Annotated in this window: 13 protein-coding genes; 8 read left to right on the forward strand and 5 right to left on the reverse strand. The window is 45.3% G+C overall.

The genetic code is table 11. The annotated features are described in order from the left end of the window. Positions 1-195 precede the first annotated feature (195 nt). Entirely contained in the window at positions 196-2,436 is a 2,241-nt protein-coding gene (locus tag K4039_RS21960) for a phosphoketolase (RefSeq protein WP_265238529.1), read from the forward strand. 298 nt (positions 2,437-2,734) lie between these two features. Here the strand turns inward: K4039_RS21960 and K4039_RS21965 are convergent, their stop codons facing one another. From K4039_RS21965 to K4039_RS21975, 3 genes are all read right to left on the reverse strand, one after another. Beyond that, complete coding sequence (locus K4039_RS21965) at positions 2,735-3,799, reverse strand: tetratricopeptide repeat protein (protein WP_265238530.1); 1,065 nt, start codon at positions 3,797-3,799, stop codon at positions 2,735-2,737. 102 nt (positions 3,800-3,901) lie between these two features. Next, positions 3,902-4,186, reverse strand: coding sequence for a hypothetical protein (locus K4039_RS21970; RefSeq protein ID WP_265238533.1), 285 nt, complete (start codon positions 4,184-4,186; stop codon positions 3,902-3,904). Positions 4,187-4,291: 105 nt separating this feature from the next. Next, entirely contained in the window at positions 4,292-4,585 is a 294-nt protein-coding gene (locus K4039_RS21975) for a hypothetical protein (protein WP_265238535.1), read from the reverse strand. Positions 4,586-4,933: 348 nt separating this feature from the next. Between K4039_RS21975 and K4039_RS21980 the strand changes: the two genes are divergently transcribed. Continuing rightward, positions 4,934-5,866, forward strand: coding sequence for a LysR family transcriptional regulator (locus tag K4039_RS21980; protein ID WP_265238536.1), 933 nt, complete (start codon positions 4,934-4,936; stop codon positions 5,864-5,866). Between the two features lie 236 nt (positions 5,867-6,102). On the opposite strand, the gene K4039_RS21985 is transcribed toward K4039_RS21980, so the two are convergent. Next, the gene (locus tag K4039_RS21985) at positions 6,103-6,426 is read right to left on the reverse strand and encodes a hypothetical protein (protein WP_265238538.1); all 324 of its coding nucleotides are present in this window, start codon (positions 6,424-6,426) and stop codon (positions 6,103-6,105) included. 192 nt (positions 6,427-6,618) lie between these two features. Beyond that, positions 6,619-7,323, reverse strand: coding sequence for a 2-C-methyl-D-erythritol 4-phosphate cytidylyltransferase (gene ispD / locus K4039_RS21990; RefSeq protein WP_265238539.1), 705 nt, complete (start codon positions 7,321-7,323; stop codon positions 6,619-6,621). 170 nt (positions 7,324-7,493) lie between these two features. Here ispD and K4039_RS21995 point away from each other — a divergent pair, with 170 nt between their 5' ends. The 6 genes from K4039_RS21995 (at position 7,494) to K4039_RS22020 (ending at position 16,740) form a co-directional block, all read left to right on the forward strand. Then, positions 7,494-8,456, forward strand: coding sequence for a glycosyltransferase family 9 protein (locus K4039_RS21995; protein ID WP_265238551.1), 963 nt, complete (start codon positions 7,494-7,496; stop codon positions 8,454-8,456). Positions 8,457-8,614: 158 nt separating this feature from the next. Beyond that, complete coding sequence (locus K4039_RS22000) at positions 8,615-10,465, forward strand: efflux RND transporter periplasmic adaptor subunit (RefSeq protein WP_265238541.1); 1,851 nt, start codon at positions 8,615-8,617, stop codon at positions 10,463-10,465. A gap of 95 nt (positions 10,466-10,560) precedes the next feature. Continuing rightward, a complete protein-coding gene (locus K4039_RS22005; protein ID WP_265238543.1) occupies positions 10,561-13,680 on the forward strand; it encodes an efflux RND transporter permease subunit in 3,120 nt (1,039 codons plus the stop codon). Positions 13,681-13,800: 120 nt separating this feature from the next. Further along, positions 13,801-14,478 carry a response regulator transcription factor gene (locus K4039_RS22010; protein ID WP_265238545.1) on the forward strand — a complete coding sequence of 226 codons (678 nt, stop codon included), beginning with the start codon at positions 13,801-13,803 and terminating at the stop codon, positions 14,476-14,478. Positions 14,479-14,710: 232 nt separating this feature from the next. Next, entirely contained in the window at positions 14,711-15,949 is a 1,239-nt protein-coding gene (locus K4039_RS22015; protein ID WP_265238547.1) for a cell wall metabolism sensor histidine kinase WalK, read from the forward strand. A gap of 107 nt (positions 15,950-16,056) precedes the next feature. Continuing rightward, positions 16,057-16,740: a phosphatase PAP2 family protein gene (locus K4039_RS22020; protein WP_265238548.1), complete on the forward strand. Its 684-nt coding sequence runs from the start codon at positions 16,057-16,059 to the stop codon at positions 16,738-16,740. Positions 16,741-17,172: the final 432 nt, after the last annotated feature.

Consider the following 17,172-nt stretch of genomic DNA (forward strand, 5'->3'; position numbering starts at 1 on the left):
TGCTACTCAGTAATGATTTTTTATTGGGCTGAATTACGCCGATTGTATTGTTGAAATGCGGGGCGTTCTCAGCTTTAAAATAGAGATATTTTAATTATTTATGATTATAGATAGCAGAAGTGATGATTTTTTGCAACAAGAAAGCTATAAAATTACTGTTACATTAATCCAAGTCAAATTTTTCAGGTATCAAGAATGACTGCAACTACGCCGAAGGCAACGTCAGCAATTCCCAGTTTTTGCGAAGGAATCCAGTATTTCTCGGAGAATGTGCCGGGTTTTGAGACTTACGGGAAAACACCTGCGATCGCCCAGGGGAGCAAGTCGATCGCCGATCCAGCCGATCCCGTCGCCGTCTTTCAAACGATGCTGGGAGCAGACGCCCTGCGCTACCTGACGCTGCAAGTCACCGCCAGCAAGGCATCGGGACATCCGGGCGGTTTTGCCAGCCAAGCTGAAGCCTACGCTGCGTTGGTGATGCTCGGACACAAAAACATTGTCACCGAAGTCGGGCACCACGCGCCAGGATTTTATAGTGCCATGTTTCTCGATCGATCTTTAGAAGACATGGGAATTGTCAACGTACAGCAAGTGCGCGATAAATTCCGCGAAAAAGATGGTTTGTTAGGACATCTTTCCGGTTTCATTCCCGGCCTTTTAGCACCTGCTGGCCCCCTCGGACAAGGGCAGCATTTTGCAATGGCGGGAGCGCTTTTGCACCCCGGAAAACTGTTTGCTTTCACAATGGGCGACGGCGGCATGGGCGAACCCTATCCAATGAGCAGCATGGGGCATTTCCACACTGCTTATCCCAAGGCTACTAACTTTTTACCAGTGTTAGTTTGGAACGGATATTCTCAAGAACATCACAGCATGGTTTCGACAAAAACCAATGCTGAAATGATTGCTTATTGGCAAGGAAACGGTTTTGAAGAAGTTATCTTAGTTGATGCTAAGGAATTTGACGATAAAAATCAACCGGAAGCTTATGTTGACAGCACTGCTTTTTCACTCGAACAGCGCATGGCATTTACCAAAGCTGTTTTACAAGGAGTTGACAAAGCGGCAAAATCTGCTCTCGGCGGCAAATTGACTGTGTTTATTATCAAACAGTTAAAAGGTGCTGGCGTGCACGCATTGGGCGCAAAATCTCACAATCTTTATCCAAAAGATACCCTCGATGCTCCGCATATTATCAGCGCTTTAAAACAGCGCGCTTTGACGGTGGCTGCTTGGGAGTTGGTACGGACAAATTGCGAGCGCGCGGGTGGCGGGCCTGCGGCAAAAACCGTTGTTACTGAGTTTACATTGCCCCTGGCCGATTTGGGCGAATTGCCTTTAGAAGAATTTGCGGTTGGGGGAGAATCGAAGATTTCGACAACAGCAATGGGACGTTTGGTAGCGAAAGTCGGCGAGTGCGATCGGACTTTTCTAGTTACTAATGCTGATGGTAATGAAGCATCGGCAATTGCCAACATCAACCAAGCTCTGAAAATCATTCACCCGACGACGGATGACTTGTACAATCAAGCGCCAAACGGTCAAGTTTACGAACCTTTGAGCGAAGATGCTTGCGCGGGTTTAGCAGTAGGTTTGTCGCTATTTGGAGCGCGGAGTTTGTGGTGTTCCTACGAATCTTTTGCCATCAACGGTTTACCAATTTGGCAAACTGTCACGCAAGCAATGGCAGAATTACGCCGTCCAACTCCGGCTACTGTCACCTTATTTACGGCAGGTGCATTGGAACAAGGCCGCAACGGTTGGACGCACCAACGCCCGGAAATTGAGGCTTATTTTGCGGCAATGATGCGGAATGGAAATGTGTTTCCTTTGTTTCCACCCGATGCTAACAGCATTCAAGCTTGTTACGAGTGGGCTTTGAATGCCAGAAATAAGGGAGTTGTGATTACTGCGAGCAAGTCGCCGCTGCCAATTCGCACTACTTTTGAACAGACTCGCCAAGGATTGCAAGACGGTGCAATTGTGCTGCACGAAATTGATTCTCCGCAAGCATCCCAAAATCAAGGGGGAAGTAAGAAAGTGGTGTTTGCTGTTGTGGGCGACATGACTTTAATGCCAGTGTTTGAAGCCGCAGCATTTTTGGAAACAGAAGGGATTGGAGTACGGATTGTTTCTGTTGTGAATCCGCGCCGCTTGTACCGTCCAAGCGATGTTGCTTGGGATACTTGTTCGGAAGCTGACGGCGGCTTTTTGAGCGATGAGAATTTTGCCAAAATGTTTGGTGGAGATGCCTTGATTGGCGTGACAGGCGGTGCTTCTGGGATGTTGGAGCCGGTGATGCTTCGCAGCAATTGCCCGCGTGATACTTTCGCTTGGAAGCGGGGGGAAACGACTGCTAGTGCGGGTCAGTTGATGGCGTTTAATGGGTTGACTGCTGAGGCGTTGACTAAAAGGGCGATCGAGCTAGTTCATTAAGTTATAATACGGTTCACTTAAGACTGATCTCCCTGGCACACCCCTGAAAAAGGGGGGGACAAGAATGCTCTCAAAGTCCCCCTTGCTTTCGGGGGATTTAGGGGATCTTCGGGGCATAAATAGTGTTAAGTGAACCGTATTGGGTTAGGTTATAATTTGAGAATCTCCTGGTTAGAAACCGGGAGATTCTCAAGGATTCAAGGCTAAGATATTGCGATCGAATAGGATTAATTCCATAATCAGATGCTCTCGATCGCACAGACTTAACTCCATAAACTGTGATGATTAGATACTGCCATTATTGTGACAAACGCTGACCGGAAGACAATCGTTTAATACCCTCCATCGCCGTAGTTGCTCCAGCTTTGTCACTACTTTCGCGAGCAATGTTCAAAGCTCGCTCGTAGGATTCGAGAGCTTTGTCGGATTGACGGAGACTTTCATAAATCGAGCCCATATTGTTAAGCAAGCGTCCGATACTTGTCTTGTCGCCAATTGCTTCCAACATCGGTATTGCTTGCTGAAAATAGATCAGCGCTTGAGTATCTTTGCCCTGTTTGCGACAGGTAAGTGCCATGTTGTTGAGGAGACGGCCGACGCCAGCCCTGTCTCCAATTTCCCGGCGAATTGCTAAAGCTTGGTGATAAAATTCCATCGCTCTATTAAAGTCACCGATGTTGTAATATACGCCGCCCATGTTATTGAGGGTACGGCCTAAATCGCGTCGATCGCCCTCTTGAGTGCGAATTGTCCGCGCTTGCTGGTAAAATTCGATCGCCTTAGCGTAATTTGACTGTTCTGCGTACACAGCGGCGATGTTGTGAAATGATTCTGCTATTTCAATTTGGTCATCGGCAGTTTTGGCAAGTTCCAAAGCTTCTTGGTGCAGTTTCATCGCTTCGGAAAAATTGTCCCCAATCCGGTTAACGAAACCAATGAGATTGAGAGTGCGCGCGATACGACGCCCTCCGCTGATTTCTCGGTGAATGACTAAAGCTTGCCGCAAAACTTCCAAAGCTTTGGGCCTCAAACCCATTTCGCCATAAACTTCCCCCATATTGTTGAGGGTTTCGCCGATTCCGGCTTGGTCGCCGAGTTGCTTGCGGATTGCCAAAACTTGCTCAAAAGTTTGGATGGCTTCTCGAAACAAACCCTCGCGGTGCTGTTTTACTCCTGTTTCCAAGAGTTGGTCTGCTTGCGTTTTGGGGTCTGTTGCTTGGGCGCGATCGCCCGATCGAGCCGGCGTAGCATCTATAATAGGGGCAAATGCCCCAGCGTCTGAAATTTCCAGCAAGCTGAGTGCGGGCGATAAGACAATACTTATAGCTGCGAGATAGCTGAAGTTGTAAGAGCGGCAGTACACCGATCGAGTCCTCCAAGAGCCTATTTATAACTAAGATAGATCTCTTTGGGGTGTTCCTGCCAATTTCTTTCTTAATTGCTAGGTTCTGACTTGGCTTTTGTGTTACCAGACTGCCATAATCAGCGGCATATTGTTGAGCGCGGAGATGACAGCAAAGTTTTTGCTTGGTGGAAGCGATGTTTTCTCAGGCCCGTGTAAGATGATGTCCTGTTTGTCAACTGTGATCCAAGCAACTCCTGACAAGACTTGAATTTCATGATGAGTTTGAGGCAACCTGTACACCTCGTTTTTCACGAGGATTATGCGATCCTCTTCGAGGGCTCCGCTAACGGGCGCTGCACATTCGGAATATCTTTGAAGCATAGCATCTCCTTTGGAATTAACCATCCAAAATCCACAATTTCCCCGATTTTTCTGGCAGGCTGGTTCACCAACATCTTTGCTTCCCGCAAACAATCGATAAAAACTCGCCTCCACACAACCAACAATCTATTATTGGCAATAACGCCGATCGATCCAAGCGCGTATTTCGTCATCCGTCGCCGCGCAAGTAGAGCGACCTGTCGCCCGATCGCAACCATGCCACCAAGTGTTACCATTGCGATCGCACGTCTGCCAAATTCTGACCTCGTTTTCGCCAGAGACGGCAGCCAGCAAACCTTGCCAAACTTGATTTATAGCTGAAAAGATCGATCGCTCTTTTGGCTGTTTGGCATATTTAGCTTGCTCTTTAATCGAAACAACGCTCGTTTTTTCGGGATACCGCCGATTTTCGTAAGTAGACATAACAAATACCTTCAAATCCTCAATTAAACAAAAATTGCATTATGAAAAATACCAGCTAAAAAGCAGCAATAACTTGCTCGCGATTACAGCACCTTTTTATCGTTATGCAATTTCTATAAAACTAAATCTGTTGCCTGATAAATTAACCCTAACTCTTGGCTAAACAACAATCAAATCATTACTTGCATAGGTTGTATGAATAAAATCGATAGATAAAAATATCAACCGCGCCCGACAGCTAGAAAGTTGTTAATTGCTAGAAAACTTGCGTTCGCTTCTTTCTTCCTTTTTTCCTCTATCAACTGTCAACTGTCAACTGTCAACTGTCAACTGTCAACTCTTCCTTCTATGAATGAAATCAACACACGGCGGCTGAAACTCTCTCAGATTCAGGCTTTGATAGCGGTAGCAGACTGTGAAAATTTTAGCGAAGCGGCTTTGCAAATGGAACTGTCGCAATCAGCAGTCAGCCACGCCATCGCCTTTTTAGAAACCGAATTGGGTGTGCAATTGTTCCATCGGGGGCGACATGGTGCTCAACTGACGCCGGTGGGGGAAAGGGTATTGATTCATGGGCGTCAAATTGTGCGATCGTTAGAAATGATGATCAAAGAAGCCGATTTAGAGAAAGGTTTGCAGGGTGGCCAGGTGCGGATAGTCACGTTTCGGAGTGTCGCAACTCACATTCTACCGGGTATTATCGCCCAATTTCGCGATCGCTTTCCCAAAATTGCCGTCAGCATTACCGAAGTGTATTATACCCAGGCTGTGGAGGAAGCTTTGCGATCGGGCAAAGCAGACATCGGCTTTGTCTCTCTTCCCATCTCCGACGAATTTGAAACCAGAGAAATTTTGCGGGATAAATATGTGGTGTTGCTGCCACCAACTGCCAAGTTATCATGTGCTAAGATTACCTGGGAAGTGTTAGCAAATTATTCGCTGATTTTGCAGCCGCCAGAAACAGCTTGTTCTATACCGCTACGCAAATATTTAGCAACTTCGGAGTTTCCCTTAAATATCGCTTACGAACTCAGCGAAGATTCAACTATTGTCAGTATGGTGATGCAAGGTTTGGGTGCTGCAATTATGCCACATTTGGCGGCGGAACCGATACCTGCTGGGGTAAAAGTTTGCAGTTTACCAGTTCATTTTGAAAGGGTAATTGGGGTGGCTGTTTTGAGGGATGCACTGTTAATTCCGGCCGTGTTTGCATTTTTGGATTTAGTTAAAAGTGCGACAGAGATTGAATATGACACTGATTTTCCCATCAATCCTTCATGAGTAGTTATGGACACACGGGTGGTCAGAAACCGGGTTTTTTACGAAAATTTTTCGTTGCAGTCCAGAGATTGGGTAAAAACCCGGTTTCTTTGGGTTTAATGTATCCAGGAATGATGAGAAACTTAGCTGATGAGGCTCCCAATTTTTGAAGCAAACTCGCCGTTGTGGTTAAGCTGCTCTGCATCTCAATAGAATAACATTGATGTAATTTCGTACTGGATGCGATCGCATATTAACTACTCAATGCGTTCAGCAACAAGACCAGAACTGTCACCTTGATGAATTTTAATTACACCTTCTAGCGAGTTTTTGTCATTTAATTTGAGCCAACCACTACCAGAAGCCTCATCACACTCGTCATTGCCTTCCCACGTAAACTCGAAGGGCTGATCCTCTCGATTTTTCACGACTCCGCCGTCAATTTGACCGAATACTAAACCAAATTGAAATTCTCCTGAACCTGATTCCTCAATTTCGATATACGCTTCAACTTCCATGTCCATGTAGTCAATATCCCACTGATCCATCTCGGTGATGCGCCATTTACCCTGATATTGCATTGCTTTCGTCCTCCACTATTAATATCGAGTCTTGATTTATCCCAGTAATATTGTTACATCAATTACTAGAAAGAATTGGTTTGAAGCCATAACCCTGATCGGGAGAAATTAAAATCAGAATATTCATGACTCCAATCCTCTTCCTTCCAGATAGAGGTCGCCCTCAAGCGGTCAACTATCAACTATCAACTGTCAATTGTCAACTGTCAACTGTTTCCCCAATCTTTGCCGCAAAATGAATTCAGCGACACTCAAATCAACGGGTGTTGTGACTTTCAAATTTGTCTCTTCCCCTTCCACAATTTGCACTGCTAAACCGCATTTTTCAAACAAAGCTGCATCGTCTGTAACTTCCCAACCCTTCTCTCGCCCTTGTTGGTGACACTGTTTTAACAATTTAACTTCAAATCCTTGGGGAGTCTGGGCCGCCCATAAATTGCGTCTGTCCGGTGTGTCTCGCACGATTCGACGCTCATCTACGACCTTAATCGTATCCTTGACCGGGACGGCGACAATCAAGCCGGGACAGCTTAAGAGAGCTGCGGAAGATCGATCGAACAATTCAGGAGTTGCCAAACATCTCGCGCCGTCGTGAATCAACACGCGATCGGCATTTGGAGGCAAAGCCTGCAAACCGTTGTAAACTGACTCTTGCCTGGTAGCGCCTCCTTGAATCAGTTCTACGGGCTTCACCAAAGCTAAATCGCTGATAATTGCCTTAAAATCAGGAAAATCCCCAGGCTGGCCCATGATCCCAATCCAGCTAATCTGCTGCGAAGCTTCAGCCGCAGCCAAAGTCCAACTCAGCAAAGGTTTAGAGAGCAAAGTCAGCAGCAGTTTGTTCCGCTGACTCCCCATCCGTCGCCCCGAACCCGCCGCCGCAATTAATAAGTGCATTAACTAACCCTTCTTCACCCAACTAGGTATATATTAAGAGCGTCCTGTAATTTTCAGTCAGTTGTTTTGCTGTCAGCCAGTAGCTTTTAAACTCTAAAAATACTATAAGCTGATAGCTGAAAGCCGATCGCTGAGAGCTACCTCGATAGATAATAGCCCGATCGTTTATGATGCGAATACTAGCACTTGTCCCTGGCGGGATTGGCGACCAAATTTTATTTTTCCCCACCCTCGATGACCTCAAGCAGTCTTATCCAGAGGCTCAGATTGATGTGATCGTGGAACCGAGGGCGAAGGGCGCTTACCGAGTCTGCAAGTCCGTCAAAGAAGTTTTGACGTACAATTTCAAAGACCGCAACGCGATGGCAGATTGGGGCAATTTACTGGGCGTAATTCGCGATCGCGAATACGAAGCAGTTGTTTCCCTCGGCCAGCGGTGGACTGTCGGACTTCTGCTGTGGCTGACCGGCATTCCGCAGAGAGTTGGCTATTCGGGAACCAACGGCGCTCGATTTCTCACCGATTCGATACCTCTAAAAACTGAACAGTACGCGGCTTCAATGTACCACGATTTGCTGCAAGGATTCAACATTAACAATCCTTGTCCGGCGATCGCAATTAGTGTACCAAAACAGGACATTCAGTGGGCGGAAGCCGAACAGCAGCGGTTGGGAATCAAAGAGAGTGGTTACATTCTAATTCACGGTGGTTCGAGTCAGCTAGCTGTCTCTAAAGGTATTGACAAAATTTACCCTATAGACAACTGGAGACAAATCATCGAAGACTGTCAGCAGCGACAACCGAATTTGCCCGTTGTGGTGGTGAAAGGCCCCGAAGATGAAGCTTTGGTGACAAAGTTAGTTCAGTTATGTCCGAAGGTGAAAGTTATCTCGCCGGATGATGTCGGCAAGTTGGCGGCCACCATTGCTGCTGCTAATTTGATGATGTGTACTGACAGTGCGCCGATGCACTTAGCTGTGGCGGTTCAAACTTATACAATAGCTTTGTTCGGCCCGACTGAACCTGCAAAATTGCTGCCCAAGAGCGATCGCTTTTTGGGAATTAAATCTCCTAGTGGCAAAATGGCTGACATTTCTCCTCAAGAGGTTTTGAAGAAAGTTTGGGGCGGCTAATTTAAGAGGGCGGGTTTTGTACAGGAATTATCTGTTAAGTGGAAGTTGGCGTGCTTAACCCGCCCCCAAAGCAATGATGTTAATTTAACCTATTTCATCCTAATTTCATATTTGCCTGCAAAAGTGATATGTGAGTTCAGATTCGCCCTTACTCAATCATGTCCCCAATAAAGCTCTACCGCATTTCTGGGTTAATTATCAGCCTTGCATTCTTCACATCTCCCGCAGCCGTTTTCGCCCACGCGGGACACGGAAATGAATTTCACCAAAGCGGCGGCGAAACTACTCAAATTCCTGCTGCTATTTCTGTCGATGCCACCACAGCCAAACGGTTAGGAATTAAAGTATCTCCTGCCGCGCGCCAGCGACTAGAGATAGGCATCAAAACTACGGGACAAATTGAAACTTTGCCCAACCAAAAGGTAGAAGTGACGGCTCCGGTTGCTGGCAAAGTGGTAGAGTTGCTAGTTAAGCCTGGGGATAAAGTATCAAAAAATCAACCGGTTGCTGTTTTGTCGAGTTCAGAATTAGGACAGTTGCGCGTTGAATCTCTCTCGAAACGAGCGGAAGCTGAGGCCGATTTGCAGCAAGCGCAAGGCGATTTGAAACTAGCCACAGAAAATTACGATCGCCAAATTCAAATCTCTGAAGCAGAAATAATACAAGCCCAAACTCAATTAGCCGCTACAACTCAACAGTACCAAAGAGAGCAAGAATTAGTCAATAAGCGCTCTGTTGTGAAAGTTGCTAAGGAAAATTATCAGCGTCAGATTGAAATAGCGCAAGCAGAAATAGCGCGGGCGGACACTGAACTGACGGTGGCAAAAGAACAGTTCGATCGCGATCGAGAGTTAGTTGCATCAGGTGCGATCGCGCGGCGGACAATGCTGGAATCGCAAGCACACTTCGCCGAAGCAAAAGCCAATGTTGCGAAGGCAAAAAGCCGTCCCGAAGTTATCAAAGCCGAAACCGAAATTAAACAAGCCGAAGTAGACCTGCCCATGCGGGAATTGCGCGATTCCCAAGGCAGAGTAGCAGAAGCAAAAGCTCAACTCACCAAGGCTCAGAGCCGCCGGGAAGTGTTGGAAGCCGAGAATCAGGTCAAACGCGGCAAAACTGCGGTCAAAGTCGCGCAATCGCGCATTCGCTTAGCCGATGCACCCTATCAAGCGCGGCTCCAACAATTAGGAACTATTGCGAATGACAAAGGACTTGTCACCGTAGTTGCTCCGATTTCTGGTACGATTGCCGATCGCGAAATCACGCCAGGAGAGTCCGTAAACGCTGAAAAACCGCTGATGAGCCTCTTAAATGACAGCCGCGTTTTTGCCACAGCTAACATTTACGAAAAAGACCTGAATCAGGTCAAACAGGGCCAGGAAGTCAGGGTGAAAGTTGCTAATTTGGGCGATCGGACTTTCACAGGAAAAATCACCATAATTGGCTCATTTGTGCAAGGAGAAACGCGGGTTGTACCGGTGAAAGCAGAACTAGATAATAGTCAGGGCGAATTAAAGCCGGGACAGTTTGCGGAATTGGAGATTTTAACCGACAAAACCGCCACAAATATTTTAGCAATTCCGACTGCGGCGGTAGTGGATGTTAGCGGTAAAAAAACAGTTTACGTTAAAAATGGCGATGCTTATCAAGCGGTTGACATTGAAATCGGTCAAACAGCCGGAGATTTAGTGGAAGTTAAAAGCGGTTTATTCGAGGGAGATTTGATTGTTACCCAGCGCGCGCCTCAACTTTACGCACAATCGTTGCGGGGCGGTAGCAAGCCGTCAACAACCGAGGAAAAGAAAGAAGCAAGCCCCAAGGTAACAGAGGTTAACTTTAATAATTTACCCGTGCCTTTGTGGGCGGGAATTGGGGCAGGAATTGCGCTCGCATCCCTAACTTTTGCCACCGGAGTATTCTGGGGAAATCGGCGCAAATTCCCAGATAAGACGGCGGTTGAAACCGCGCCTATACAAACGATGTCTGCCTCCGCGGACTCAAGAGAATAACGTAGTTTTAACCGTCTGGTTTTCAACCCCTCTCAGATCGGGTTTTGCTTCTATAGAAGCGGTTTCAACCGCCCAGTCTTCTCAAAAATATTAAAATGTTCAGCACAATTCTCAGATGGGTAATTAACCGCCGCTGGCTAGTCGTTCTCGCCACCATTATTATTAGTCTTTGGACATTATATATCGTCCCCAAAATGTCCCTTGATGTCTTCCCGCCTTTCGCACCGCCGCAAGTAGAAATTCAGACGGAAGCACCGGGTTTGGCACCCGAAGAAATCGAATCTTTAGTAACACTGCCGATCGAAAGTGCGATTAACGGAACTCCGGGAGTAACAGCAGTGCGATCGTCTTCTGCCGTGGGCCTTTCTGCCATTAAAGTAATCTTTGATTGGGGAACAGACATCTATCAAGCGCGCCAGTTGATAACAGAACGGTTGCAGCAAGCTCAAAGCAAACTCCCGGCTGGGGTAGAAACACCGCAAATTTCTCCGACAACTTCTCCTGTAGGTACTGTTATTACCTATGCTTTTACATCAGAAACCACTCCGTTGATGGAAGTGCGCCGCCTCGTCGATTGGCAAGTAACAAATCGCCTTTTGGCAGTGACTGGCGTTGCTCAAGTTATCGCTTACGGTGGCAAACAACGGCAGTATCAAGTATTAGTTAATCCAGCCAAATTGCAAGCTTTTAATGTGTCGTTGCAGCAAGTTGCAGAAGCGGCAGCCGCTGCGAATGTTAACGCGCCTGGGGGGTATTTAATTACGCCCGATCGCGAAACGTTAATTCGAGGCGTGGGGCGGATTGAGTCAGTGGCAGATTTGCAGCAATCTGCGATCGCATCTCGCCACGGAACGCCCGTCAGAATTGGTGATGTTGCTGATGTCAAGATTGGTGGTGCGATCGAGCGGGGAAATGGCAGTTTTAACGGCAAAAAAGCTGTGATTGTGATGGTAAACAGACAGCCAATTGCTGATACTCCGACGGTAACTAAAGCGGTTGAGGCGGCAATGGCTGAGGTACAGCAAGCTCTGCCCAAGGATATTAAGGTAACAGTGACTTTCCGGCAGGAAGAGTATATCAACTCTTCGGTGGAGAATGTGCGATCGGCTTTAGTTGAAGGCAGTATCATTGTCACCGTTATTCTGATCCCGTTTTTGATGAATTGGCGCACTCTGACAGTGGTTTTGCTCGATTTCTTCCTAACTTGGCTTTTCGGGCTGCTGGCGATGTATTGGCTGGGTCTGGGATTGAATACGATGACTTTGGGTGGCTTGTCGGTGGCGATCGGAACTGCGATCGACGATGCGATTGTTTATGCTGAAAATACCTACCGCAATTTGCGAGAAAATACTGCTTCTGGGCATCCGCGTCCGGTGATGGATGTGATTTTTGATGGCAGTCAGGAGGTGCGCGATTCGTTAATTGGAGCAACTGTTATTGGCATCGTTGTGTTTTCACCAATTTTTACTTTGCCCGGTGTTGAAGGTCGGATTTTTACGCCGATGGGAATTACTTATTTGGTAGTTGTGGTGATTTCTAGTCTAGAATCGCTGTTCATTTCTCCTGCTCTTTGTGCTATTTTATTGCCGAGCAAACGCATGAGTGCTGAGGAACCTTGGTTGCCGAGATTTTGCAAGCGCATCTATCACTTTTTTATCGAATTATCAATGCGCTATTCGGCGATAATTTTAGTTTTCGCTGCTGCTAGTATGGTAGCTGCATTAGTTATTTTGCCATCTTTTGGACGGGTGTTTTTGCCGGAGTTTCAGGAGCAAACTTTGGTGAATACTATTCTGCTTTATCCGGGTGTGTCTTTGGAGACGACGGATAGCGCGGCTTTTGCTATGGAAGATGCACTTAAGGATGATACCAGGTTTGAATACGTGCAAGTGCGATCGGGCAGAGCTCCGGGCGATGCTGATGCTGCGGGAGTCAATTTAGCTCACATTGATATTGGTTTGAGCGAGGAAGGGATGAAAAACAGGCCCAAAACTTTGGAGTCGCTGCGGCAGGAATTTGGTAAATTGCCGGGAGTTGCACCAAATATCGGCGGTTTTATTTCTCATCGGATGGATGAGGTTTTGTCCGGTGTCAGAAGTCAAATTGCTGTGAAAATATTTGGCCCGGATTTGAATCAACTTCGCAGCCTCGGCGCTCAAGTTGAAGCACAAATGAAAACTGTTAAGGGAATTGTGGATTTGCAACTCGAACCGCAGGTACCTGTGCCACAAATTCAAATTAAGTTTAACCGCCAAGCTGCGGGTAGATATGGTTTGAAAATCGGAGAACTTTCGGAAATAATTGAGACAGCTTTAAACGGCAAAGTTGTTTCTCAAGTTTTGGAAGTACAGCAAACTTTTGACTTGGTTGTTTGGTTGCAACCTCAAGCCAGAAACAACCTAGAAACTATTCAGAATTTGTTGGTTGATACTCCCAGCGGCAATAAAATTCCCCTCGCGCAAGTTGCGACTGTTCAATACGGTACGGGCCCAAATACGATTAACCGCGAGAATGTTTCTCGGTTGATTGTGGTGGCGGCTAATGCTAAAGGTAGGGATTTGCGATCGGTTGTGAATGAAATTCAAGCTAAAGTCAAACGAGAGGTGCAGTTACCGTTTGGCTATTTTATCCAGTACGGCGGTCAATTTGAGGCGGAACAAAGGGCTTCGCAGAATATTATGGTGTTTAGTGCGATCGCCTTTTTGGTAATTACCGTACTGATGTACTTGTCCGTCAAGTCGATCGCTTCAACTGCTATGATTATGATTAATTTGCCTCTGGGCTTAGTTGGAGGAGTAATTGCTGTAGCTTTGACTGGCGGTATAATTTCCGTAGCTTCTTTAGTTGGCTTTGTCACATTATTCGGCGTAGCTACCCGTAACGGCTTGCTGTTAGTAGACAACTACAACTCTAAATTTGCTGAAGGACTACCTTTTAAAGAAGCTATTATTAAAGGCTCGATGGAACGGCTCAACGCCATCCTAATGACTGCTTTAACTTCAGCCTTGGGTTTAGCACCTCTAGTCTTAGAAGGCGGCCCCGGAAAGGAAATATTGCAACCTTTGTCGATCGTAGTTTTAGGAGGATTGTTTACTTCTACAGCGTTAACTCTGTTAGTTTTGCCAGCTTTGTACGCTCAATTTAGGAATTTTTTAGCACCTAAAACGACTCATCTCATATCCAGTAAATCGACGATCATAAAAAACAGTTTGTAGTTCCCTCTTTGAATCCGCAGCAGCATCGGAATTAAGTCCTATGCTGCGAACTAATCTTATTGCGGTCAATCGACCGGACGCGATATCATACTGTTGAGAAAGATATCTCGATATAAAAAAATGAGAATTTTGTTAGTTGAAGACGATATTCGCATTGCCAAACCCCTTGCAGAGGACTTAAGGCATCAAAATCACGTCGTAGATATAGCGACTGATGGCCTGGAGGGGTGGGAATATGCGCGATCGGCTAATTACGACCTAATTTTGTTAGATTTAATGCTGCCCAAATTAGATGGTATATCACTGTGCAAGCGTCTGCGTGCCGATCGCTCTCACGTCCTCATCTTGATGCTGACAGCACGCGATACCACCTCAGATAGAGTCATTGGACTAGATGCAGGAGCTGACGATTACTTGGTTAAGCCCTTTGAATTAGAAGAATTAGCCGCCCGAATTAGAGCTTTATCTCGGAGAATTCCAGAAACCAAGGCCCTGATTCTAACCCACGGTAATTTGCAACTCAATCCCAGTAGCTGCACCGTTACTTATGCAGGAAACGCTTTATCTTTAACTCCAAAAGAGTATATGATATTAGAATGTTTCTTAAAAAGTCCCACTCAAGTTTTAACACGCTCTGCAATTTTAGATAAATTGTGGGATTTTGATAAAGCTTCAGGAGAAGGAACAGTCAAAACTCACATCACAAATTTGCGTAGCAAGCTCAAAGCAGCCGGAAGTTCCGCAAATTTTATCGAAACAGTTTACGGCATTGGTTATCGACTCAGCAGCCATCACTAATAACTCAATACGGTTCATATAAAGCCGATACCTCTCTAGCTTGCCCCTACTCCCCCTTAAAAAAAGGGAGGGACAAAAAGTTACTCAAAGTCCCCCTTCTTAAGGGGAATTTAGGGGGATCTCCGGGGAATAAATAGTATTAACCCAAGCGTATTGACTAATGATTATATCAAAGTTTTTGAGACTTTGCACGTATATCTACAACTTTTATAGCTGATTATTTCTCCTAATTATGTTTGAAAAAATACGCTCTCGTTTGCTCTTCTCTTACCTGCTTGTACTGGCATCAATCTTAAGTATTTTTGCAATTGGCGTTAGAGTAATCTTCGCTCGCAGTCTCACCCAACAGCTAACAGACAAACTGACAGTTTTAGGAGAAGGAGCATCTGGTAACACAGAATGGGAAAACGGACGCATAAAATTTGATACTGATTTTAACGTGCAAACTCTGATTGATAACAATCAAGGCTTGCAATTATTTGACACTAACGGCAATACGATATTTCAGCAAGGGAAGTTTGTGATTGCCATACCATTGTCATTAAGCGATACAGTACAATTACCAAGGGCAAAAAATCGAATTCAAGGAATTACCTTGCCAATAAGTGAGAGGGAAGGTGGTAAACTAATCGGCTATATAAGAGTAAGCCAATCCCTCGAAGAAATTGACGAAACCTTAAATAAATTAAATTTAGGGCTAGGGAGTGGAATTCTTATAGCCTTGATTTTTAGCGGTGTTGGTGGAGTCATATTGACTCGTCTAGCGATGCAGCCAATTGAGGAAAATTTTCAAAGTTTAAAGCAGTTTACCGCTGATGCTTCTCACGAATTTCGCAGCCCATTGATGGCGATCAAAAGTAATCTAGCCGTAGCACTAAAATACCCAGAGGGAATGAGAGAGTCAGATGCCGAAAAGTTCCAGGCTATTGCTAGTGCGGCGAATCAAATGACGCAGCTAACCGAAGATTTGCTGCTGTTAGCACGAACCGATAAAGTGGTCAGCATCAATAAAGCTCCTGTCAATTTAACTGTTGTTTTGGAGAACTTAGTTCAGCTTTATCAGTCTCGCGCCGAACTAAAACAAATTAATTTAAAACCTCAGCTTACAGAAAATATTAATTTAATAGGTGATTTAAACCAACTAACACGACTGTTCACCAATTTGATTCAAAATGCACTTCACTACACGCCATCAGGAGGAACAGTTGAAATTACAGCCAACCGTCTCGGTTCCTATTGCATTGTCAGCGTGCGAGATACGGGTGTGGGAATTGCACCCGAGCATATTAAGCTGATTTTTGAGCGGTTTTGGCGAGCAGATGAATCTCGTTCCTATTGGAATGGAGGTTCTGGTTTGGGATTAGCAATAGCCCAAACCATTGCCCAAAATCACGACGGCTCAATTACCGTCACCAGTCAGCTAGCAGTTGGCAGTTGCTTCACTGTGAAATTGCCCTGTAACTATTTTTAAATAAGTTAAAATACATCGCTTGATTGATGTTTTATGAAGATTACAAACTATTTAAAAATTATGATATAAATTGTACATGACTTGAACTTTCTTGAGTTGGATTGATTATGTTACGAAAAATTTATGAATTTTGGTTGCAGCATATAAACCCACGGTTAAATACTTTAATTGTGACAATTGGTGTAGTTGGACTTACCAGTTGTCTGCTAATCAGTTTTATTTTAGCGTGGTTATTTGAAGAAATATTAGAACGAGAAGCTTTTGCTTTTGATACTTCTTGGCTGTACTGGCTGCACGGATATGCAAATCCGAGTCTAGATGCTGTGATGCTAACAATTACTCAGCTTGCTGATCCCCGTGTAGTTATAGTGATTGTGGCAGTCACGCTGGGAATTCTCTGGTGGCAGCATCACCGCGAGGAAGCTAAATTTTTTGCTGTTGCTTGTTTGGGAGCCTTCATTCTCAATACTGGATTAAAGTTATTTTTTACTAAACCTCGTCCACATCTTTTTCCAAGCTTAATTGCAGAAACATCCTTTAGTTTTCCGAGCGGTCACGCTTTAGGAAGTTTTGTAATGTATGGGTTTCTAGCTTACCTGCTTTCCGCTCACTTTCCGAAGTTTTCCAAATTGATATATATTTTAGCTGTTTTGACGATCGCTCTTATTGGCCTGAGTCGGATGTATATAGGAGTACACTGGCCAACAGATATCATTGGTGGCTACGGAATCGGCTATCTTTGGCTGACGCTGTGCATCGCAATGCTGAGGTTACAAACCAGACAAGTCTAGTATTGCTTTGCTCAATTCGAGCGAATACCAAAGGGTAGCCTGTTATGGTGGTAAAAATCAAGCTACCCTATGATATAATGTTTAGTTAGTTGCTCGCAATCAGCAGGTGTTTGTAGTAAAAACTTCAGTTTTCATAAAAATATAAGGACTAAAGTCCTCACTACAAACCAATTTTATTCATCGTTAGCAGCCACAGTCGCCATGAGTTTTCTCTGAGTGAAAGTTGTGAAGGCGATACAAACTAAAAGTATTGAAAGCAGGACTATAGATGAGCCGACCGTACCAAAATTTAGACCGCCTTTTTCCAGGGCTATTTCATTCTAAACAGATCTTTGAGTATGCTACAACTAAAGCCAGCGAGACGTTGAGCTTGAGCCATGTTTTGGAAGCCATGATCGCGATACAAATTCAAGGCAAAATTCCGTGCGATTG

It is taken from the genome of Lyngbya sp. CCAP 1446/10, from assembly GCF_026130175.1.
Taxonomy (GTDB): domain Bacteria; phylum Cyanobacteriota; class Cyanobacteriia; order Cyanobacteriales; family Microcoleaceae; genus Microcoleus.